The organism is Nonomuraea sp. IBHARD001, from assembly GCF_056106265.1.
This window is the reverse complement of sequence record NZ_JBWBBW010000002.1, coordinates 2,121,173-2,141,272: the sequence shown is the minus strand read 5'-3', so window position 1 is coordinate 2,141,272 and position 20,100 is coordinate 2,121,173. Positions and strand designations below refer to the sequence as shown.

At 68.0% G+C, this 20,100-nt stretch carries 16 protein-coding genes and 2 pseudogenes; 12 read left to right on the top strand and 6 right to left on the bottom strand.

The window, feature by feature from the left end; genetic code table 11:
- Positions 1 to 25: 25 nt before the first annotated feature.
- The gene (locus tag ACTWNK_RS11995) at positions 26 to 2,368 is read right to left on the bottom strand and encodes a discoidin domain-containing protein (RefSeq protein WP_474303978.1); all 2,343 of its coding nucleotides are present in this window, start codon (positions 2,366 to 2,368) and stop codon (positions 26 to 28) included.
- 198 nt (positions 2,369 to 2,566) lie between these two features.
- Between ACTWNK_RS11995 and ACTWNK_RS11990 the strand changes: the two genes are divergently transcribed.
- The 3 genes and pseudogenes from ACTWNK_RS11990 to ACTWNK_RS11980 all read left to right on the top strand — a co-directional run bounded on the left by ACTWNK_RS11990 (position 2,567) and on the right by ACTWNK_RS11980 (position 5,877).
- A complete protein-coding gene (locus tag ACTWNK_RS11990) occupies positions 2,567 to 3,289 on the top strand; it encodes a GntR family transcriptional regulator (protein ID WP_474303977.1) in 723 nt (240 codons plus the stop codon).
- Positions 3,290 to 4,308: 1,019 nt separating this feature from the next.
- Positions 4,309 to 4,971: a JAB domain-containing protein gene (locus ACTWNK_RS11985; RefSeq protein ID WP_474303976.1), complete on the top strand. Its 663-nt coding sequence runs from the start codon at positions 4,309 to 4,311 to the stop codon at positions 4,969 to 4,971.
- Positions 4,972 to 5,082: 111 nt separating this feature from the next.
- A pseudogene (locus ACTWNK_RS11980) lies at positions 5,083 to 5,877 on the top strand (IS5 family transposase).
- Positions 5,878 to 6,098: 221 nt separating this feature from the next.
- Here the strand turns inward: ACTWNK_RS11980 and ACTWNK_RS11975 are convergent.
- A pseudogene (locus ACTWNK_RS11975) lies at positions 6,099 to 6,357 on the bottom strand (IS701 family transposase); the annotation flags it as partial.
- 1,069 nt (positions 6,358 to 7,426) lie between these two features.
- Between ACTWNK_RS11975 and ACTWNK_RS11970 the strand changes: the two are divergent.
- Positions 7,427 to 7,906 carry a GntR family transcriptional regulator gene (locus ACTWNK_RS11970; protein ID WP_474303975.1) on the top strand — a complete coding sequence of 160 codons (480 nt, stop codon included), beginning with the start codon at positions 7,427 to 7,429 and terminating at the stop codon, positions 7,904 to 7,906.
- Positions 7,907 to 7,954: 48 nt separating this feature from the next.
- The gene (locus ACTWNK_RS11965) at positions 7,955 to 8,461 is read left to right on the top strand and encodes a GntR family transcriptional regulator (RefSeq protein WP_474303974.1); all 507 of its coding nucleotides are present in this window, start codon (positions 7,955 to 7,957) and stop codon (positions 8,459 to 8,461) included.
- 206 nt (positions 8,462 to 8,667) lie between these two features.
- Here ACTWNK_RS11965 and ACTWNK_RS11960 read toward each other — a convergent pair whose 3' ends face one another.
- The 3 genes from ACTWNK_RS11960 to ACTWNK_RS11950 form a co-directional block, all read right to left on the bottom strand.
- Positions 8,668 to 9,471 (bottom strand): ABC transporter ATP-binding protein, encoded by an 804-nt coding sequence (locus ACTWNK_RS11960; protein WP_474303973.1) that lies wholly within the window; start codon positions 9,469 to 9,471, stop codon positions 8,668 to 8,670.
- Positions 9,472 to 9,801: 330 nt separating this feature from the next.
- The gene (locus tag ACTWNK_RS11955) at positions 9,802 to 10,824 is read right to left on the bottom strand and encodes a hypothetical protein (protein ID WP_474303972.1); all 1,023 of its coding nucleotides are present in this window, start codon (positions 10,822 to 10,824) and stop codon (positions 9,802 to 9,804) included.
- 54 nt (positions 10,825 to 10,878) lie between these two features.
- Complete coding sequence (locus tag ACTWNK_RS11950) at positions 10,879 to 11,802, bottom strand: DMT family transporter (protein WP_474303971.1); 924 nt, start codon at positions 11,800 to 11,802, stop codon at positions 10,879 to 10,881.
- Between ACTWNK_RS11950 and ACTWNK_RS11945 the strand changes: the two genes are divergently transcribed.
- From ACTWNK_RS11945 to ACTWNK_RS11915, 7 genes are all read left to right on the top strand, one after another.
- Positions 11,801 to 13,201 carry an aminotransferase-like domain-containing protein gene (locus tag ACTWNK_RS11945; RefSeq protein ID WP_474303970.1) on the top strand — a complete coding sequence of 467 codons (1,401 nt, stop codon included), beginning with the start codon at positions 11,801 to 11,803 and terminating at the stop codon, positions 13,199 to 13,201. The genes ACTWNK_RS11950 and ACTWNK_RS11945 overlap by 2 nt on opposite strands.
- 29 nt (positions 13,202 to 13,230) lie before the next feature.
- The gene (locus ACTWNK_RS11940; protein ID WP_474303969.1) at positions 13,231 to 13,749 is read left to right on the top strand and encodes a CGNR zinc finger domain-containing protein; all 519 of its coding nucleotides are present in this window, start codon (positions 13,231 to 13,233) and stop codon (positions 13,747 to 13,749) included.
- An 86-nt stretch (positions 13,750 to 13,835) separates the two neighbouring features.
- A complete protein-coding gene (locus tag ACTWNK_RS11935; RefSeq protein ID WP_474303968.1) occupies positions 13,836 to 14,447 on the top strand; it encodes an N-acetyltransferase family protein in 612 nt (203 codons plus the stop codon).
- A gap of 135 nt (positions 14,448 to 14,582) precedes the next feature.
- Positions 14,583 to 15,458, top strand: a complete 876-nt coding sequence (locus tag ACTWNK_RS11930) for a 1,4-dihydroxy-2-naphthoate polyprenyltransferase (RefSeq protein WP_474303967.1) — start codon at positions 14,583 to 14,585, stop codon at positions 15,456 to 15,458.
- Between the two features lie 105 nt (positions 15,459 to 15,563).
- Positions 15,564 to 16,931: a purine-cytosine permease family protein gene (locus tag ACTWNK_RS11925; RefSeq protein WP_474303966.1), complete on the top strand. Its 1,368-nt coding sequence runs from the start codon at positions 15,564 to 15,566 to the stop codon at positions 16,929 to 16,931.
- Positions 16,932 to 16,934: 3 nt separating this feature from the next.
- Positions 16,935 to 18,680, top strand: a complete 1,746-nt coding sequence (locus ACTWNK_RS11920) for an adenine deaminase C-terminal domain-containing protein (RefSeq protein ID WP_474303965.1) — start codon at positions 16,935 to 16,937, stop codon at positions 18,678 to 18,680.
- 5 nt (positions 18,681 to 18,685) lie between these two features.
- Complete coding sequence (locus ACTWNK_RS11915; protein ID WP_474303964.1) at positions 18,686 to 19,690, top strand: adenosine deaminase; 1,005 nt, start codon at positions 18,686 to 18,688, stop codon at positions 19,688 to 19,690.
- On the opposite strand, the gene ACTWNK_RS11910 is transcribed toward ACTWNK_RS11915, so the two are convergent.
- On the bottom strand, positions 19,685 to 20,005 hold the full coding sequence (locus tag ACTWNK_RS11910; protein ID WP_474303963.1) for a hypothetical protein: 321 nt from the start codon (positions 20,003 to 20,005) through the stop codon (positions 19,685 to 19,687). The genes ACTWNK_RS11915 and ACTWNK_RS11910 overlap by 6 nt on opposite strands.
- Between the last annotated feature and the right edge of the window lie 95 nt (positions 20,006 to 20,100).

Genomic DNA, 20,100 nt, shown 5'->3' with positions numbered 1-20,100 from the left:
CCTCTAAGAAGATCGACAGATCCTCCTAGAAGATCGCCAGATTCCACAACGAGTACCCCCAGTCGGTGCCTCGCCGTACTCCGGTCACGCGTACATAGCGGGCATTCGCCTCAAGGCCGCTCAGTTCGTCGAGGCCGCCGTTGCCGTCTGTGACGGTGGCGAGGGTGGTCCAGTCGCGACCGTTCGGCGAACCTTCGACCAGATATCCGGCCGCGTAGGCGGCTTCCCAGGTGAGTTCTATGCGGGAGATGGAGTGCATACCGCCCAGATCGACTTGGAGCCACTGGGGGTCCATGCGCTTGGCCGAGCCCCAGCGCGTCTTCGGGTCGTCATCGAACGCCTTGTCCGGGCCCAGGCCCTCGCCTTCGACGCCCGAGGCGGTCGCGGTGCGGCCCAGGGCGAGGTCGGTGCCGTCATCGGCGGCCAATGCGGCGATCTCGCGCGCCGACAGCGCCCTGCCGTGGACGGCGAGTTCGTCGATCATTCCGGCGAACGGGCCGATTCTGCCCAGTGGAAGGTCGATGAGGTCGGGCGCGGCGCCGACCTGGCGGCCGTCAGCGTACAACGTGGTTCCGGCGGGAGTCGCGACCACCGCCAGGTGTACCCATTGGTCGCGCGGAGCGGTGTAGCCGAAGGAGAAGTCACGTTCGCCGGAGATGGCGGGTTCGCCGCGTTCGATGGTCAGGCCTCGGTCGAGGGTGCCGAGCAGCGTGCCGTGGGAGTCGTCGGTGCGATTGAGCCAGAATGTCACCGTCCACGGCGGAGGCGTCGATGCGACGCCCACCTCGAGCTCGGTGGCCGTGGTGAACCTGGCCGCCCCCTTGATCCGTCCCGGCACCGGCATCGCGGGCGCCGCAGGCCGGAGGGCGGTGCCGTGCGCGCCCGCCGCGTCGTCGCGTACGCCGAGCAGCTGGCCGCCCGGTGTGAACGGCGTGTCGAACGTGTACTTGTGCAGCAGCCCGGTCGGTACCGGAGCCGCCTTTGTCGTGTTTCGCGGTCGATTGCCCGCGGCTCGTACCCGCTGCTCGAAGGCCTCGTCGGACGCCGGGTTCCAGGTACGTTCGGCCAGTTCGGCCCTTGGTCGTGCCAGCAGCGCCTCTACGGCCGAGGATTCGCCGAAGCGTCCCGGTTCGACGGTGATCGCCTGCCCGAAGGCCGATTGGTCCGGCGTCCAGGCCAGCACCTCGCCCTGCGCGGGAGCCCGCGAGGCGTCCACCCTGAACGTCCCCGCCTCGCCTGCCGTGTCGATCACCTTGTGCCCTTGTGTACGCAATGCGGTGCCGGTGCCCGCCGTACCCAGGTTCAGGACGAGACCGGGCTCCGGCGGCGCCTGCGCGGCCTCGCGTACCGACAGAATCCGCTGTTTACCGACGGGCCCATCACAGTCCTGACCTGCACCGATGTACGGCGAGGCGAACCATCGCGCGAACGTGGTGACGGCCTCGCCGAACCGGTCGCACGGCTCGTCGAACTCGGGCACAATCGTGATGTGGTTGCGGCGAGCGATCGCCTCGATCTCCGTGATCTGCTCCTTCGTGTAGTGCTCTACGGGCACTGTGAAACCAGGAGCAGCCAGTCGAGTCGTGGCATCGCCGGCCAATCTCAGATGCAGGGCGTTCAGCTTGAGCCAGGCCATATCGGCCAGCAGCTTCTTCACGTCGGCGACCGGCCACCACCGTCGCACGACGTCCAGCCTGATCGCCCGGTGCGCCAGCTGTGGCCGGTCGCGAAGTTCACCCATCGGCACGCGGCCCGACTTCAGGATCTGCGCGAGTGTCGTGACGCCGTAGAAGACGCCGGTCTCGGTGCCAGTGATCGTGATGCCGTCCTCGCGGGCGAGCATGGCATAACCCTCGGAACCCAGCTCAGGGTCGAGCTTGGCGGTCGGGGCGAGCACGATGTCGACGCCGTCTCCTTGCTCGGAGGCGGTCGGGAGCGGCAAGCCCGTGATCGAGCGCAGGTCTGCCGCGAGCTCTTCGACGTTCAGGGAGGGCGAGGCGTTTGTGGTGGTTGCGTTGTTCGCGGGAATCGCACTGCTTGTGGGAGTCGTGACGTTCGCGGCGATTGCGCTCTTCGCAGCGTTTGGGGCTTCGCGGGTGACGACGAGACGGGTATTCGTCGTGAGTTTGACCGGTCCATGGCCGCCGATCCACTCCCAGACGGCGGGCACGGTGGAGGGCACAGGATTGTGATCGACTACGGCGTACGCCCGCGTAGGCGATATGAGGGGAATGAAGATCAAAGCGACACCGAGCGCCGAACGTCCAAGCATGAGAACGAATGGTATTGGTGTCCGCTTTGCTACCGCCTGGGGGGTCCCATATGTCGGACATGGAAAGAGGCCGCCGATATGTGCTCGGGGGTACACACATCGACGACCTCTACCGTCAATCGGAGACCCCTTCGTGGGCGTTACACAGATCTCGGGACAATTTTTCCCAGACCCGGGTTGCGGCACGACTCGCTTGGCAAAGTTGGAGCTCCAATTTACCTTGATGACGGTCGGTTACCTGTCGAATACGGCAACATAGGGCAACGCCTCACCCCAACCCCAAGGGATGGACTAGTGGCCAGCTCCGATCCGGTCTACCTGCGCGTCGTCGAAGACATTCGGCGGCAGATCACAGACGGCACCCTCCCCCCAGGCGCGCCCATCCCTTCTCGGGCGCAACTGACCCGTAAGTACCAAGTGGGCGAAACGGCCGCCCGACACGCCTTGCGCGTGCTCGCCGCCGAAGGACTCATCTTCGGCCGCGTCGGCTCCGGTCACTACGTCCGCGAACGCCCGATCCTGGTGCCCTTGCATCGCTGGAGGTTCCACGACCACCATGCTCCTTTCGTGGCCGATATGCAGACTCAGGGGCGCAGGGCCACCTGGGACTGGCACAGTGAAGCGGCCGACGCGACGCCCGAGATCGCCCTACGGCTGCGGCTCGACGAATCCGCCCCCGTGACCCGGACCCACTTCGTGTTCCGCGGCGATGGCAAGCCCCTCCAGCTCGCCACCTCCTACGAGCCGATCGAGCTCGCCGGTCACGCCGAGGACGAACGACGCAGCCTGGTCAGCCGCATGGCCGCCCAGGGCGTCAAGATCACCGAGGTCGTCGAGAGCGTGCACACCCGCGTCCCCCGCCCCTCAGAGAGCGACGCGCTCAATATTCCGGCGGGGGTGCATGTGCTGCACATCGAACGTACTCACTGGGCCGGCGACCGACCGGTGGAGACCAGCGACATCGTGGTGCCGGGCGACCGGTTCCGCGTGGTCTACAGCACGCCGGTTCACGTTTAGCTCGGACTACGGTCCGGGGGCTCGCACTGCGGTCCGGGCTTGGGCTGGGCTTCGGCTCGGTCGGAGCCCGGGTTTCGGTCCGGGCACGATGTCCCCCCGGCCGGTGGGCCAGGCAGCCGTCTACCGAGGCAACGCGGCTGCTCACACCACCGGCCTTCTTCTGAGGACATCCTCGTTAGGGGGTGTTCTGCGGGGAGTTGGCGTCGGGCCTTGGTGAGCCTTGTTGGGCGGAAAGCTCGACTGCTGATTGCGGAAGTGTGTTTGGCCCGGTCGTGGAGCGAAGTCCACCTGGCGGGCTATGGCCCTGATTGAACGCTTTGATCGGCGAAGAAACTGAGGCGTGGACGGTCTGGAGGGCCTCGAAGGCTTCTGGATTGCGTTCGTCGGGTGATCGTTGGAGATTCGGGTGGTCGTGGGAGATGTTGTGAGGTCGTGGCCCACAAGGCCACAGGGGCTGCCGTGACGAGGAGGCTGGCTTGGTTGCCCGGGCGCTTGTCTCGCAGCCTTGTTGTGGGCCTTCAGGGCTCAGCGTAGATATGTGGAGGTGTTGGCTCGTGGGCTGGCGGCAGCTCTCGGGCTGATGCCAGGCGTTGACGCGTCACAAGGGTCGCCGTCACACCGAAGAGCCTGTTGTCGATCAGCAGGGCCAAGAGCACGCAGCTATCCCCCGCCATGTCGACTTGGCTGGTGTTCTGCTTGCGCCGGTACGAGGCTTCGAGGAATCTCAGTTGCGGATGTGCTTCAGCTTGTCGCTCTGGCACGCACGTTATGGCTCGGGCACGCGCACTCACGGCGTCGCTTTTGGTCGCTGCGAGCGGTCGCAACGCCGGCTTGTCGCCGCCCCGTCGTGCTTCCGTGTCTTCGGATTGGTCGTGTGCGTGTGTGTTCGGCGGGGGTTGGTCGGTGGAGATCGGGGCTCTGATCAGGGAAGATCGACTGTCGGTCGGCGTTGATATGACAGACGGACCAGGTGCCGATCGCCTTCCGTACGGTCGGCCCTTGTTCGGGAGGTGTCGTCGGTGCGTCGAGTCAAGGACCTGCCTGCCTGTGATCGTCCGCGAGAGCGTCTGCTCACCCAGGGGCCTGGCGCCCTGGCCGACCGGGAGCTGCTCGCGCTGCTCCTGGGGGCGGGTAACCGCGGTTCCAACGCCATCGACCTCGCCGCCAATGTCATCGCGCATTGTGGGGATCTCGGCGCCCTGTCTCAGTCCGAGGCACATCGGCTGCTGGCCATTCCAGGCATCGGACCCGCCAAGGCCGCTCGTGTCGCGGCCGCGTTTCATCTCGTACGCCGCTCCCAGGCCGAGCCCGAGCGGCGGCGTATCGCTTCCACGGCCGACCTGGCGACCGTCGCGGCACCGCTGCTTCGGGGGCACCCTCGTGAGCGGCTGGCCATCGTGGTGTGCGATCACAAGGGCGCGGTGCTGCGCCGTACTCTCCTGACCGAAGGCGGGAGTGACCATACGGCGGCGCCGGTGCGGGAGATCGTTACATCGGTGCTCACGTCTGCGGGTGCGGCGTTCGGGGTGGCGCACAACCATCCCAGCGGGTCGCTCGATGCCAGCTTCAGCGATCGGGAGACGACCACACGTCTGCAGGAGGCGGCCGCGACTGTGGGACTCCGTTTTCTCGACCATGTGATCATCACGGAGAACGGGTGGCGACGGGTGGAGCCACTGTGAGCTGCGGCAGGTGCAAGGCCACGGGGCGCTTGGAGGTCCTAACAGAATGATCTAGAGGCATTCCCCGCCGTGCTGCAAGGCGTTGATCTTCGTGTGAAGAAGGGCGAGCAACTGCAGTGGATCGTGCAGGACAGCCTGCGGGAGCGGATTGGGCTGCTGCTGCCGAAGGTGGAGCGTCGCCGACGTCATCCGGGGCGCAAACGTCTCGATGGCCGGCTGGCATCGCAGGGCATCTGTTCGTGCTCTGCAGCGCGACCCCATGGGGATTTCTGCCCCAGGAGCTGAGGTTCGGCTCGGGGATGACCTAATGGCGACAGCAGCGTGACCGGCACGCGGCCGGTGTCTGGGGCAGGCTGCACCAGGTCTTGCTCGCCGAGTTGCACACCGTCGGGCGGCTCGACTGGTCCAAGGCGGTGATCGACAGCCTGTACATCCGAGTGCTCAAGGGCGGCCCGAAACGGACCCGAGCCGGTCGACCGCGCCAAACCAGGCTCGAAACCACCACGTCATCACCGATGAGAGGAAGCATTCCGCTGGCCATCTCCCTGACTGGCGGTAGCCGTAACGACCTCACCCAACCCTTGCCCTTGATCAAGGCCATCCCCCGGGCGCGGCCGCATCGGCCGACCCCGCATGCGGCCGGACTGCATGTACGCCGACCGGGGCTATGCCCACGACAAGCACCGCCGCCTGGTCTGGCGTACCGGTATCAAGCCCATCATCGCCCGGCGCGGCATCCTGCACGGCTCCGGCTTGGGCATCCACCGATGGGTGGTCGAGCAGGCGATTGCGCTCCTGCACTGGTGCCGCCGCCTGCGCATCCGCTGGGAGGTTCGCGACGACATCCACGAAGCGTTCCTGAAACTCGCTGCAGCGATCATTGGCTGGCGACGCCTCGTCCGCTGACCTGTCTGTTAGGACCTCTTGGTACGACAACGACAGGTCGTGATAGCGGGGTCTTCGGTGGTGGCTGAGAGGGGCGCGGGATTGGCTTGTTCGTCTCTATGTCGACCGGTGCGGGGTGTTGGCTGGTCGCCAATGCGATTGAAGAGGCGGCGTATTTCGTTGCGGGGCTGGACGATGACATTAGGGTCGGCCTTTTCGGTGTTCTCCGTTCGTTCCAGGTGTTGGATGACCAGGAGAAGAGCCGCTCCCATCATGAAAAGAGTGATGCACCGACGCCAGGCTTGGTAACGGCGGACCTGGTAGTGGTCGAGGCTGGTTTCGTTCTTGGTGACCTGAAAGCGTTCCTCGATCGCCCATCGGCCGCCAGCCATGCGGACCAACTCTTCGACTGGCGTTCCCGTCGGGCCGAAACAAGTAGGCGATATCAGCAGCAGCATCGGTAGCATCACTGATGCTGCGACGGGCCAGCAGCCGGTGACCACCATCGTGGCAAACCGAGAGCGCCGTGGATGCGATTCAAGGCATCAGAGCCATGGGGGAAGTGAGGCATTGTCGCCGACGTGACGGCAACCAGGGTAGGCCGCCAATTCCGACCATCACATAGGTCGCCGAAAAGCAGTCCGGGAATCGAAAACAGGTGGGCCCGGAAATACGCAGGCCCGACACACCAAGGAATGTCCGGGCTCATGAGGGATGGCCGACAGGGGTATGCGCCGACATGCACGGGCGCTGGAGCATCTCGTCCCTACCGAGGCGCGTGAGCACATGGCACATCAAAGGAAGCTACATCGTGGTCGAACTGCGTTGAGTGTGGGCCCCCGGCAGATCGGCGTGCGGATGAATCTGCCGAGGGCCCGGCGAACGCGGTGCCTTTGGCGTTCGCAAACCTGGGCGGCTAGGTACAGCCGCTCAGCTCTCCGGCTCAGGACTGACCGGAGCTCGATTGGAAAGGCGTGAAGGGCCGCCCTTCCAGATATGAAGGGAAGCGACAACGACCCGGCATTCAACCACTGCAACTCGGTGAGCCGGTCAATGCCAGTTGTCGATTGAACACTCCCCCCTCGACCGACCCGTCGTCTGATGGCCCCAGGTCGGAGCATTCGAGTGCGGTGCCGCGAATAGTCGGCGGCAGGCGCCCTGTCAACAATGCCTTCCGCTGCCTTTCAACGACACGGTAGCTCTGCCAGTCCGACTCCTCGACCTCTGTTGTAAGCCGCCCCGACTCCGCTCTAACGATCATGGTGCGGCGGATGAAAAGAAGGCCGCCCGCATGGCAAAGCTCGTAAGACACGGGCAGCGATGAACAGGTGTGACTTCGGACCCGAACGCGCTCCGCCCTCGACATTGGTCGCCGCCATGAGGTGGCCAGGAACCGCTCCACTTCAAGAGCAGGATGCGGCGAGAAGCATTGCTTTCCCGTACACCATTCGAATGGGAACACTTTTCAACCATAGGTCATACGTCTCAATAGGTCTACCCACCCGTATCTAGACGCTCAAGTGAGTGTCTGCTTTGTGGTCGCATGTACCTATTGGTCTAGAGTGCGAGCGTGCTGGATCGCGACGGACCTATACCGGTCTACAAGCAGATCGCCGACATGATCAGCGATCGCATCGAGAGCGGCGAGCTCGCCGAAGGCGCCGCCATGCCGAGTGAGGCGCAGCTCGAAAGTGAGCACGGCATCGCCAGGACCACCGCTCGGCGCGTACATCGCGAGTTGCGCGAGCGTGGACTCGTCTACACGATCCAGGGCGAGGGCACATTCGTCGGCGAGCCGGGCGCACCACGGCTGCCGCGTAAGACGCCGCTGTACCAAACGATCGGCGAGGAGATCGCGGCACGCATCCGAGCCGGCGAGATCCGTCCCAACCGGCCGATCCCGAGCGAGAAGACACTCATGCAGCAGTACGGCGTGGCCAAGGTGACCGTTCGGCAGGCCGTGTCATGGCTTCGCGAGAACGGCTACGCGTACACCGTGCCGTACCGCGGCACGTACGCCACCGAGCCTGAGAACTGGCCGGAGGCCTGACCTCCAGCACGTCCGTCGATTGTCGTACCAGCCCTCTAGCCTGTTCGCATGCTGGATCCGGACGGCGATACGCATCTCTATGTTCAGCTCAGCCAGGTGCTTCGTACGCGCATCACCCGGGACATGCGCCCGGGGGCACCGGTGCCCAGCGAGGCCGCGCTCCAGCGTGAGTTCGGTGTCGCCCGCACCACCGTACGCCGGGCGGTTCATCTGCTCAGGCGGGAAGGGCTGCTGTACTCCGTGCAAGGCGAAGGCACCTTCGTGGGTTCGCCCGGCGAGGCGCCCCGGGCTGCTCGCACGACGCCGATCTACCAGCAGATCGCACACGACCTCGAGCACAGTATTCGTTCAGGTGAGCTACGCCCCCGCAAGGCCATCCCCAGCGAGACCTCATTGGTGCAGCGCTACGACTGCGCCCGCGAAACCGTGCGCAAAGCCATGGCGGCCCTCCGGCAGGCCGGACTGATCTACACGGTCGCCCAGCGGGGCAGCTATGTGGCATCAGAGGAGTCCTGGCCTGACTGTCCGGCCCCTTCACGGGACAGAAGTGAATGATCGTGGATGTTGTGGCGTAGGCCTGGTCGCGGGGGCTTCGGAGGGTTACGCTCCGTGAGACTGGCCGCGTCGCGCCGACTGCGGGGGATCAACCCGAAGGCGAAGTAGGGTCCTCGCCGGGTCGCGGCGCGAGCCGGTCACCAAACGAGGTGCGCATGGCCGGGGCGGATGGCCCTTGGTGGGGTTTCGAACGCCGGTGGGTGTGGTCAGTGGCGGGTTGCGTGGGCTGACCAGCGGCCGTCGGGGTGGTGGGTTACCTGGAGGTCGCGGCCGAAGCAGCCTGCCAGGTGGGGTGGGGTCAGAGTTTGGGTGGCTTCGCCGGACGTTTGGATGCGGGTGTCTCGCATGAGCAAGGCGTGGGTGGTGGTGGCGGGCACTTCCTCCAGGTGGTGGGTGACGGTGATCGTGGTGAGGGCGGGGCGGGTCGTGGCCAGGGACTCGATGGCGGTGATCAGGTCCTCGCGGGCGGGGAAGTCCAGACCGGCGAACGGCTCGTCGAACAGGAGGATGCGCGGGTCGGCCATCAGGGCGCGGGCCACGCGCACGCGGGCGCGTTCGCCTTGGGAGCACACGCGGAAGGGGCGGTCGGCCAGGTCCTTGCAGCCGAGGTCGGACAGGAGGGCGTGAGCCCGGTCGTGTTCGGCGGGGCCGTACTGGTGCCACAAGGGGGCGCTTGTGCCGGTATGGCCGGTCAGGACGACCGTGTGGGCGGTGGCGCCTTCCTCTTCCAGCATGGCCTCGTCGACCAGGCGTTGGCTGGAGGCGACCAGGCCGATCTCGCGGCGTAGTTCGCGCATGTCGACTCGGCCCAGGCGTCGGCCGAGGACGGTGACGGCGCCGGTCGTGGGGTGGCGTACGGCGGCGGCCAGGGAGAGGAGGGTGGTCTTGCCTGCGCCGTTCGGGCCGAGTACCACCCAGTGCTGGCCGTACCCGACCTTCCAGTCGATCCCGGCGAGCAACGTCCTGCCGACCACACGGACACCTGCGTCCGTCATCTCCAGCGCGTTCATCCGGGCACCTTACTAAGGGGGTGGAGGCGCGCTTCGGGTGGGGGCGCAGGGTGGGAGCGAGGCGCAGGGTGGGAGGACCAGGGCGATGGGAGGCGCAGGGCGGGGGGCGGCGCAAGATGGGGAGCGGCGCCGAGTAAGGGGGCACAGAGCGGGGCGGCGCAGGATGAGGGCAGCGCAGGGCGGGTGAGGACTCCAGGCGGGTGAGGACTCAAGGCGCAACTGAAAACGAAGTCCTACCTGACGCCTTCCGGCGAAGCCCTACCGAGGCCAAGCTCAAGGTGAGCCAGCCTCACTCCAGGCGAAGCCTGGCCCAACCCCAACCCCGCCCCCTCAGAACACCGGAATGATCTCCTCAGGGTCGATGAAGTCCACCTCCACCCCCTCGATGTCCAGCTCGGGAATCGCCGGAAACGCGATCCCCCACCGCTCGACGATCGCCCGTACCTTGGCCATCGCCACTCGCCAGTTGTCCGCCTGCTCCTCGTACGACAGCAGCCCGAGCCCGGCGTCACGGGCGTGGTCCATGAGCACGCGATGGTTGGCCAGGAAGTACGGCGGCAGTTCCCAGAACCCGTCGGGGGGCTCCCAGAGGATCATGGACAGGAAGACGAAGCCGGCCCGGAGTTGCCTGGTGATGAGGGTACGGACGTCGTCGGTGAGGCCGGGCCATTCGTTTTCCAGGATGGTCATGCAGATCTGCAGATGCCTGGACTCGTCGCGGCCGATCTTGTGGAACATCTCGCTGAACACGGGATGCCGGGCGCCGCTCGCCATACCGCGGAACAGGGTGGAGGCCGCCATCTCCCCCATCATGAAGCTGGTGAACAGCACCGGCAGCGAGTACTTCCCGATGGCGCTGCTGTAGCCGGTCCAGTAGCGACCGCCGTTGTGGTACAACCAGCCGATGTTGTTGTGGGCGGCCTTCTCCAGGTCGGTCCGAGGGGTCCAGTCGAGCGGGCCGCCGGGCCAGAGTTTCGCGATGGAGCGCTGGCAGCACTCCTCGTGGTTCATCTCGTCGCGGGTGATGGAGAAGAAGCACTTACGTACGGGATCTTCCTCGTGCTTCTCGAAGGCCTGGATGGTGGCCCTGGCGAAGACGGCGGGTCCCGAGGCGTCGAAGTTGGCCAGCACCGAGAACCAGTACATGATGCCGAGGCGCTGTTCGACGGTGAAGTCGCCGGGGTCGAGGTCGTCCCAGGGCAGGTCGGCGGGGTTCCAGACCGTGCGCTTCGACTTCTCGTAGATGGCGGCGAGCTTGTCGGTCTCGACCCGCCACTCCATCGGGTAGATGTTGGGCTGCGGAATCTCCGGGGCCGGCCAGAAGCCGCCTTCGGGGATCGTGAGGTCCGCCATGTGTGACACCTCCAAGGCCCATCCTGCGCCGAAGTGTCATATCAAGCAAGGACCTCACCCCCGCGTCCGCTGGGTCACCGCCACACAGGCCAGTACGGCGAGCGCGGCCAGGACGGTGGCCACCCCGAAACGTTCGCCGAGCAGGAGCCAGGCCCACAGGAGCGTGAGCAGCGGCTGGGCCAGCTGCGTCTGACCGGCGCGCGCGATGCCGCCCTTGGCGAGACCGGCGTACCAGGGGACGAAACCGAGGAACATCGACACCAGCCCTACGTACGCGAACCCGGCCAGCGCCTCCCACGACGGCGTCACAGGCGTGCCGACGGCCAGCACCGCGGTCACGGGCACACTGACCGGCAGGGAGACGACGAGGGCGTAGGAGATGACCTGCCAGCCGGGCCGTTCACGTGAGAGCCTGCCGCCCTCGGTGTAGCCGACGGCCGCCGACAGCAGCGCGGCCACCAGCAGCAGATCGGCCCACGAGGCCCCACCGGAGCCGGAGCCGCGCGAGAACGTGAACGCGCAGATGGCCGCGGCCCCGGCCGCGCACGCCGCCCAGAACATCGGCTTTGGCCGCTCCCCCGCCCGCAGTACGGCGAATGCGGCGGTGGCGGCGGGCAGCAGGCCGATCACCACGGCCGAGTGCGAGGTGCTCGCCCCCAGATGCAACGCCAGCCCGCTGAACACCGGGAACCCGAACACCACACCAAGCGAGATCAACCCATAAGCCCGCCAATCACCCCGAGGCGGCAGCAACGGCAGCCTGGCCGCCTTCAGGCACACCAGGGCGACGAGCCCGGCGACCACCGCCCTGCCGATCGCCACCAGCCAGGGGTCGAAGCCCCGCATCGCGAACACGGTCGCCGGGAACGACCCGGAGAACGCCAGCACGCCGACGAAGGCCAGCAGGGTCCCAGAGCGGGCCGCGCCACGGCGTTCCGCTACTACCTCGGTTGCGATAGCGCTATCCTTGACTCTCATGTCCAACGATAGCAGTGTCGCCCATATCGCCGCGATACTGCGCGAAGAGCTCGAATCGCTACGGCCTGGCGACCGGCTGCCGTCCAGCAGGGAGATCATGCGGCGGCACGGCGTCAGCCCGGTCACGGTCTCGCGCGCGCTCGGCAGGCTCGCCGCCGAGGGCCGGGTCGTCACCAGGCCGGGCAGCGGCGCGTTCGCCGCCGAACGCCCCCAGGCGCACGGCGACGCCGCGGACCTGTCCTGGCAGACCGTGGCGCTCGGCGACAGGAGCATCGACGCCTCGGGGGTCGGCGCGCTGCTGGCCGCGCCGCCCGAGGGTGTCATCCCGCTCACGGGCGGCTACCTCAACCCGGCGTTGCGCCCGGCCAAGCAGCTGTCGGCGGCGGCGGGCCGAGCCGTGCGCAGGTCCGACGTCTGGGCGCTGCCGCCGCTCGGCGGGCTGGAGGAGCTGCGGCGCTGGTTCGCCGCCGAGGCGGGAGGCGACGTGACCGCCGCCGACACGCTCGTCGTCAGCGGCGGGCAGGCGGCGCTCACCCATGCGTTCAGGGCGCTCGCCGCGCCCGGCACGCCGGTCCTGGTGGAGACGCCGACCTATCCCGGCGCCCTGGCCGCGCTCAAGGCGGCGGGACTGCGGGCGTCAGCCGTACCGATGGATCGGGAAGGGGTACGGCCGGAGCTGCTGGCCGAGGCGTTCGGGGTGACGGGGGCGCGGGTGTTCTACTGCCAGCCGACGCTGCACAACCCGACGGGCGCCACGCTCGGGCCCGAGCGCAGGCGGCAGGTGCTGGAGGTGGCGAGAGCCGCGGGCGCGTTCGTGGTCGAGGACGACTACGCGCGCTACCTGACGGCCGAGGCGCCGATCCCGATGATCGCCATGGACGCGCACGGCACGGTCGTCCACGTGAACTCCCTCACCAAGGTCCTCGCGCCGAGCCTCAGGCTGGCCGCCGTCATCGCCAGGGGTCCGGCCGCGCAGCGCCTGCGGGCCAGTCAGCTGGTGGAGTCGTTCTTCGTGGCCAGGCCGTTGCAGGAGACGGCGCTCGAGTTCGTGGGGTCGCCCGCGTGGCGTCGTCACCTGGGGGCCGTGCACACCGAGCTGACCGTGCGGCGCGATCTGCTGGTCGCCGCGCTCACCGCACGGCTGCCGGCTGCGGAGGTCCATCTGGTGCCCAGGGGCGGGCTGCACGTGTGGTTGCGGCTGCCGCCCGGGGTGGAGGAGACGGCGCTGGTGGAGGGGGCGATGCGGGCCGGGGTGCTGGTGAGCCCGGGACGCATGTACTACCCGTCGGAGCCGCCGGGACCGAGGATCAGGGTGACCCACGTCGCCACGACCCACGCCTCCGAACTCACCGAAGGTGTGCACCGCCTGGCGACCGCCCTCGCCCGACACACCCCGTAACAGCCCCTCACTCTCCTACGATGACGTCCATGACACGCGCGACGACGTTGGTGCTCGACTTCGTTAACACGTTCGAGCAGGAGCGCGAACACGAGGAGTGGTCCTCTCCCGCCGAGCTCACGCTGTGGCTGCACGACCAAGGTCTCATCGAGGACCACCTCGGGGCGACCGACGACGACCTGGCGCTCGCGGTGGCCCTGCGCGAGAGCCTGCGCGACGCGCTGAAGCACAAGGGCCCGGCCCACTACCCGGTCCTCGACCGCCTGCCTCTGCGAGCCGTGATCAACAACACACTCAACGTCGCCCCTGTCGAGGACGGTGTGCCGGGCGGCATCGCCTGGATCGTCGCGGCCATGGTCATCGCCCAGGTGGAGGGTCATTGGGAGCGGATGAAGGTCTGCCAGGAAGGAACGTGCCAGTGGGCGTTCATCGACATCACCCGTAACCGTTCACGTACGTGGTGCTCAATGAAGCTCTGTGGCAATCGCACAAAGACTCGGGCATACCGGGCAAGAAGGCAGGTCGACCCCGGATCGCGTCATCCCTAGGGGCCAATCACCGATACGGTGTTACTCGTGCCCCCGAGATCCTCCGAGTCGTGCGGGCATGACGGCATGCGAAGGAGCGGGCCGAGATGGCAGACGTAGGCGTCCGGGCGGCCCGGCGCGAGGATGTGCTCCAGGTGGCGAATACCCAGATCCGCGCCTGGCGCTACGGCTATCGGGATTTCCTGCCCGAGGGCCCGCTTGAGCAGATGACGGGCGCGGCGGCCGAGAAGATGTGGCTGCGGCAGTGGGACGAGGCGATCGTCGCCCCGCCCACCCGCATGCACCGGGTTCTGGTGGCGGTCGAGACCATTCTCGACACCGAGGGGTTCACCGCACTCGGCCCCGGCGGGGTCGCGGCGGGCACCTCGACGCCGCGCGGCGGTGAGCGGGTCGTCGGGCTCGCCTCGCACGCTCCCGCCGAGGACCCGGACCTCGACCCCACGGTGGCGGCCGAGATGCTGACCCTGCTGGTCGACCCCGACTTCGTCAGGCGCGGCCACGGCAGCAGGCTGCTCAACGCGACCGTCGACCACCTGCGCGAAGACGGCTTCCGGATGATCGTGACATGGGTGTTCGCCGACAACCACGCGGTGCTCGGCTTCCTGGAGTCGGCGGGCTGGGGCGAGGACATGGCCGAGCGCGTGCTCGACATGGGACGCCCTGTCCGCATGGTCAGGCTCAGCACCGACATCAGCTGAAGGCGCGGTCATTGCCCTGAATGTCACAGGGCCCGAAGTGTTACAGGGGCCCGGCGTGTCACCGAGATCCCGGGGTGAGAGATCCTAAGCGTTCACAGAGATCCTGTGTGAGAGATCCCAAGCGTTAGAGAGTTCATGGCCAACCTCAGCCAGTGGGTGGCGGGCGCGCGCCCGCGTACCCTTCCCGCAGCCGTCGTCCCCGTAGCCGTCGGCACGGGTGTGGCGCTGCACTTCGGTCAGGCCGTCTGGTGGCGGGCGCTGCTCGCCCTGCTGGTGGCGCTGCTGCTGCAGATCGGCGTCAACTACGCCAACGACTACAGCGACGGCATCAGGGGCACCGACGACGCCAGGGTGGGCCCGATGCGCCTGGTCGGCTCCGGTGCGGCTCCCGCACGTCAGGTGCTGGCCGCGGCGCTCGGGTGTTTCCTGGCGGCGGCGGTGGCCGGGCTGGTGCTGGTGGTGGCCACGCGGGCCTGGTGGCTGCTGCTGATCGGGGTGGCCGCCATCGCCGCGGCCTGGTTCTACACCGGCGGCGGGAGCCCCTACGGCTACCGTGCGCTCGGCGAGGTGTCGGTGTTCGTGTTCTTCGGCCTGGTCGCGGTGGCGGGCACGGCGTACGTCCAGATGGGCTACCTCTCCTGGCTGGCGGTCGTGGCCTCGGTGCCCGTCGGGCTGCTGGCCTGCGCGATGCTCGTGGTCAACAACCTGCGCGACATCGTCACCGACGGGCCTTCGGGCAAGCGCACGCTGGCCGTGGTGCTCGGCGACTCCCGCACGCGCGTGCTCTACGCGTCGTGCCTCGTGGCGCCGTTCGTGATCGCGCTGGCGATCGTGCCGTGGACGCCGTGGAGCGCGCTGGCGCTGCCGGCGGCCGCGCTGGCCGTCGCGCCCGTGCGCGCGGTGCTCCACGGGGCCACGGGGCCCGCGCTGATCGCGACCCTGCAGGCCACGGGCAAGGTACAGCTCGGCTTCGGGCTGCTGTTCACCGTGGGACTCGCGATCACCTTGTAGGCGGCTACAACTGCCCTCCCGCACGCTGGACGTCCGTACAAGGGTGCGTCCCGGCCTTCTTTGGTGCACTGACTGTGGACAGTCGGCGACCTGGGAGGGGCCCTGATGGAGCAACGCGGGATCGAGCTGGTCTCGGCCGGGGAGAGGTACGGCCGCCCGCGTGACCTGTTCTTCCTCTGGTCCGGCACCACGATGGGCGTTTTCACGCTCGTGTACGGCACGGTCATCATCGCGCTGGGGCTGAGCTTCCCGCAGGCGATCGCCGCCATCGTGATCGGCAACCTGCTGGCCTTCCCGCTCGTGGGGCTGACCAGTCTGCAGGGCCCGGCCACCGGCACCGCGACCATGGCCGTCTCGCGGGCGGCGTTCGGCACCAAGGGCGCCAGGGCGCTGAGCTTCTTCGGCTGGCTCAACATGGTCGGCTTCGAGGCCGGCGGCATGGTGCTGATCACGTTCGCCTCGCTGTCGCTGCTGGAGCAGGCGGGCGTCACCGAGCAGAGCGCCGGGCTGAAGGTGGCCGTCATCCTGGTCGCCGCGCTCATCCAACTCGTGCTGCCGCTCATCGGGCATGCCGCGGTGATGAAGGCGCAGAAGTACTTCACCTGGGTGTTCGTCGCCCTGTTCGGGCTGATGGCCGTGCTCATCGCACCCAAGGTCTCGGTGGCCGCCACCGGCGGCGGCGCCGACTTCGCCACGTTCACGATCGCGGTGGCGCTGGTGATGTCGGCGGGCGGGCTGTCGTGGGGGCCGCTGGGCGGCGACTACTCGCGCTACCTTCCGGCGGGCTCCTCGCGCAAGGCCGTGTTCTTCTCCGCAGCGCTCGGCGGCTTCATCCCGTACGTGCTGCTGATGACGCTGGGCGCGGCCGTCGCCACCGTCGTGCAGGATGCGGGCGATCCGATCTCCGGGCTGCCCGGCGCGCTGCCCTCGTGGTTCGTGGTGCCCTATCTCGTGCTGGCGATCGTGACGCTGTTCGCGGTCAACACCACCGACCTGTACTCCTCGGGGCTGAATCTGCAGGCCGCCGGGATCAAGGTCAAGCGCTGGGTGGCCGTGCTGGCCGATCTGGCGATCTGTGTGGTCATCACCTATGTCGCCGTGATGTCCGACTCCTTCAACACGATGCTCAACACCTTCCTCGGGGTGCTGATCATCTGGCTGGCGCCGTGGGCGGGCGTCTACGTCTCCGACTGGGTCCGGCGCAAGGGGCGCTACGACGCCGCGGCGCTGTTCGACGAGAAGGGGCCGGGTCAGGTCCGCTGGCCCGCGATCATCGCCCAGGTCCTGGGCATGGCCGCCGCCGCCCTGTGGATCAACTCCGCCGCCTTCGTCGGCCCGATCTCGGCCGCGACCGGCGGGTCGGACTTCAGTATCTTCGCCGGTTTCCTGGTCGCGGGCGTGACCTATCTGGCCCTCAGCCCGCGCTCCGTTCCCGTGAGCACCAGTCCCCTCTTCAGTGGAAAGGTCGGTTGACCCATGGATCGCACCCTGCTCGACGTCGCGTACGGCAGGCGCCCGGCCGAGACGGTCATCGCCAACGGCACGCTGGTCAATGTGATCACCGGCGAGGTGTATCCGGCCGAGATCGGCATCGTCGGCGACCGGATCGCCTGCGTCGGCGAGTCGCTGGAGCGCGGCCCGGACACGAAGGTCATCGACGCGCGCGGCGGCCATCTGGTGCCGGGCCTGATCGACGGCCATCTGCACATCGAGTGCAGCAAGCTGTCGGTGACCGGCTTCGCCGACCTCGTCGTGCCGTTCGGCACCACCGGTGTCGTGTCCGGCCTCGACCAGATCCTCGTCGTGGAGGGCCTGCCCGGTGTGCGGCGTTTCCTCGACGAGTCCAAGCGGACCGGCATGCGCATCTGGTGGGGCGCACCGGCCAAGGCGCCCTACACGGTGCCCGAGTCCACGGTCGGCCACACGTTCGGGCCCGCCGAGCATCGCCTGGCGCACGAGTGGCCGGAGTGCGTGGGCATCTGGGAGACCGTGCAGGAGTTCGTTGAGCACGGCGACCCGGCTGTGCTGGAGGCGCTCGATCTGGCCGCCGAGCGCCGCCTTCCGGTGTTCGGCTGCGCGCCGCTCTCGGACACGCGCCGGATGAACGGCCTGGCCGCCGCCGGTGTCCGCCTCGACCACGAGTCGTACTCCGCGCAGGAGGCGCTGGAGAAGCTGCGCCTCGGCATCTACGCGATCGTGCGCGAGTCGTCGGTGGCGCACTTCCTCAAGGACAACATCCGCATCGTCGAGCAGGTCGGCGCCCGTCGCGTCGCGTTCTGCACCGACGACGTGCACGCCGCCGACGTCCTGGCGGGCGGGCACATGGACAAACTGGTGCGGATGGCCATCGCCGAGGGGATCGACCCGGTGACCGCGATCCAGATGGCCACCGTCAACTGCGCGGAGATGTATCGCATCGACCATCTGGTCGGCAGCCTCACACCCGGCAGGTTCGCCGATGTGCTGATCGTGGACTCGCTGGCCGACTTCACCGTGCGCGAGGTCGTGGCCTCGGGCAAGCTCGTCGCCCGCGACGGCGCCATGATCACGCCTACCGTGCCGCCCTCGCGTGGCGAGGTGACGCCGTTCCCCGTGCCCGAGCTGACGGCGGGCGACCTGGTGCTGCGCACGGCCGACCCGGCCGCCACCCAGGCCACCGTGCTGACGCTCGGCTTCACCGACCAGGTGTTCGTCCGCAAGGGCCGCGAGGTCACCGTGCCCGTCACCGACGGCGTCGTCGAGTCGTGCGTCGAGCAGGACGCCCTGCTCGTCACCGTCGTCGAGCGCTACGGCCGGACGGGCAACCGCCCGATGGCCATGGTCAGCGGCATGGGCCTGCGCAAGGGCGCCATCGCCACCAGCGCCGCGCCCGACGACAACAATGTCATCTGCGCCGGTGTCTCCCGCGAGGACATGGCGCTCGCGGTCAACACGGTCGTGCGGGCGGGAGGCGGCCAGGCCGTGGTCGTGGACGGCGAGGTGCTCGCCCTGCTGCCGCTGCCGATCGGCGGCATCGTCTCCGACCTGCCCGCGGCCGAGATGGCGGTGCTGGAGGAGCGGCTCGACGACCTGGCCAGGTCGCTGGGCTGCACCCTTCCCGCGCCGCTGATGTATTTGTTCTTCCTGTCCATCACCGCGATCCCGGACTATGCGGTCACCGACCTCGGTCTGGTCGACTGCGTCAAGCTGGAGATCGTCGAACCCATCGTCTCGGAGGCCTGACACCCATGAAGGACTTCATCGCCGGACTGCCCAAGGCCGAGCTGCACCTGCATATCGAAGGCACGCTGGAGCCCGAGCTCAAGTTCGAGCTGGCCGCGCGCAACGGGCTCGCTCTGCCGTACCCCGATGTGGCCGCGATGCGGGCGGCCTACGACTTCGACGATCTGCCGTCGTTCCTCACGATCTACTACGAGGGCATGCGGGTGCTGCTGACCGAGCCCGACTTCTACGACCTGGCCATGGCCTATCTGCGCAAGGCCGCCTCGCAGAACGTGCGCTACGCCGAGATCTTCTTCGACCCGCAGGCGCACACCTCGCGCGGCGTGCCGTTCGACGTGGTCATCCGGGGGCTGCGCCGGGCGCTGCTCGACGCCGAGACGCAGCTGGGGGTGCGGGCGCAGCTCATCATGTGCTTCCTGCGCGACTTCCAGGCCGAGTACGCCATGGCGACGCTGCTGGAGTCGCTGCCCTACCGTGAGTGGATCGTGGGCGTCGGGCTCGACTCCGACGAGAAGGGCAATCCTCCGGCCAAGTTCGCCGCGGTCTACGAGCGGGCCAGGCAGGAGGGCTATCTGCTGACCATGCACTGCGACGTCGACCAGGAGGGTTCGACCGAGCACATCCGCCAGTGCCTGGACGAGATCGGCGTCAACAGGATCGACCACGGCGTCAATGCGCTGGACGACCCCTCGCTGATCGCCAAGATCGTGGACAGGGGCCTGGGGCTGACCGTCTGCCCGATCTCCAACGGCTATGTCACCGACTCGACCAAGACCGAGGCGATCAGGCGGCTGCTCGACCTCGGCGTGCGGGTCACCGTCAACTCCGACGACCCGGCCTACTTCGCCGGATATGTACAGGAGAACCTCGAGGTCGTGGCCGACGAGCTCGCTCTGGACCGGCAGGAGGTGGTCCGGCTCGCCCGCAATGCGTTCGAGATCTCCTGGCTGCCCCGGCCGGTGAAGGACGGCTATCTGGCCGAGCTGGACGACTACGCCGCGCGGTCATAGCGGCTCCTCGCTCTGGGGGTCGTAGCCGTGCAGGCCGTACTCATGTGCGGTCTCCAGCACGGCTGTGACCCGCTCGACGGCGTCCCAGGGCAGGGTGATGAGCACACATCGCGACAGGCCGTCGGAGGCGGCCTGCCGGGGCTCCAGCATGGCCGTGGCGTCCGGCCAGCGGGCGATGAGCGCCGCCCGGAAGGCGGTTACCGCCAGGGCGGGCTCGAAGGTGTCGAGTTCGCCCCGGGTCATGAGTTCGTAGGCCCGGCGCGGTGTGGTGGCTGAAGCCGCCCAGAAGGCCAGGGCATATCGCCGCTCCGCCATGTCATATCCCTTCGGAAGGCACCCTGCCTGAGGGGGATGGTGATCGACGATCAAGGCCGGGTCAACGGGCGGGCGCTCGCCCGTGGTAGCCGCCG

Bases quoted from the DNA above. Each gene is read 5' to 3' on its own strand.
- ACTWNK_RS11925 (WP_474303966.1), top strand. From the start codon at position 15,564: ATGGAGCAACGCGGGATCGAGCTGGTCTCGGCCGGGGAGAGGTACGGC.
- ACTWNK_RS11950 (WP_474303971.1), bottom strand. From the start codon at position 11,802: ATGAGAGTCAAGGATAGCGCTATCGCAACCGAGGTAGTAGCGGAACGC.
- ACTWNK_RS11955 (WP_474303972.1), bottom strand. From the start codon at position 10,824: ATGGCGGACCTCACGATCCCCGAAGGCGGCTTCTGGCCGGCCCCGGAG.
- ACTWNK_RS11920 (WP_474303965.1), top strand. From the start codon at position 16,935: ATGGATCGCACCCTGCTCGACGTCGCGTACGGCAGGCGCCCGGCCGAG.
- ACTWNK_RS11945 (WP_474303970.1), top strand. From the start codon at position 11,801: ATGTCCAACGATAGCAGTGTCGCCCATATCGCCGCGATACTGCGCGAA.
- ACTWNK_RS11910 (WP_474303963.1), bottom strand. From the start codon at position 20,005: ATGGCGGAGCGGCGATATGCCCTGGCCTTCTGGGCGGCTTCAGCCACC.
- ACTWNK_RS11960 (WP_474303973.1), bottom strand. From the start codon at position 9,471: ATGAACGCGCTGGAGATGACGGACGCAGGTGTCCGTGTGGTCGGCAGG.
- ACTWNK_RS11965 (WP_474303974.1), top strand. From the start codon at position 7,955: ATGCTGGATCCGGACGGCGATACGCATCTCTATGTTCAGCTCAGCCAG.
- ACTWNK_RS11915 (WP_474303964.1), top strand. From the start codon at position 18,686: ATGAAGGACTTCATCGCCGGACTGCCCAAGGCCGAGCTGCACCTGCAT.
- ACTWNK_RS11935 (WP_474303968.1), top strand. From the start codon at position 13,836: ATGGCAGACGTAGGCGTCCGGGCGGCCCGGCGCGAGGATGTGCTCCAG.
- ACTWNK_RS11940 (WP_474303969.1), top strand. From the start codon at position 13,231: ATGACACGCGCGACGACGTTGGTGCTCGACTTCGTTAACACGTTCGAG.
- ACTWNK_RS11930 (WP_474303967.1), top strand. From the start codon at position 14,583: ATGGCCAACCTCAGCCAGTGGGTGGCGGGCGCGCGCCCGCGTACCCTT.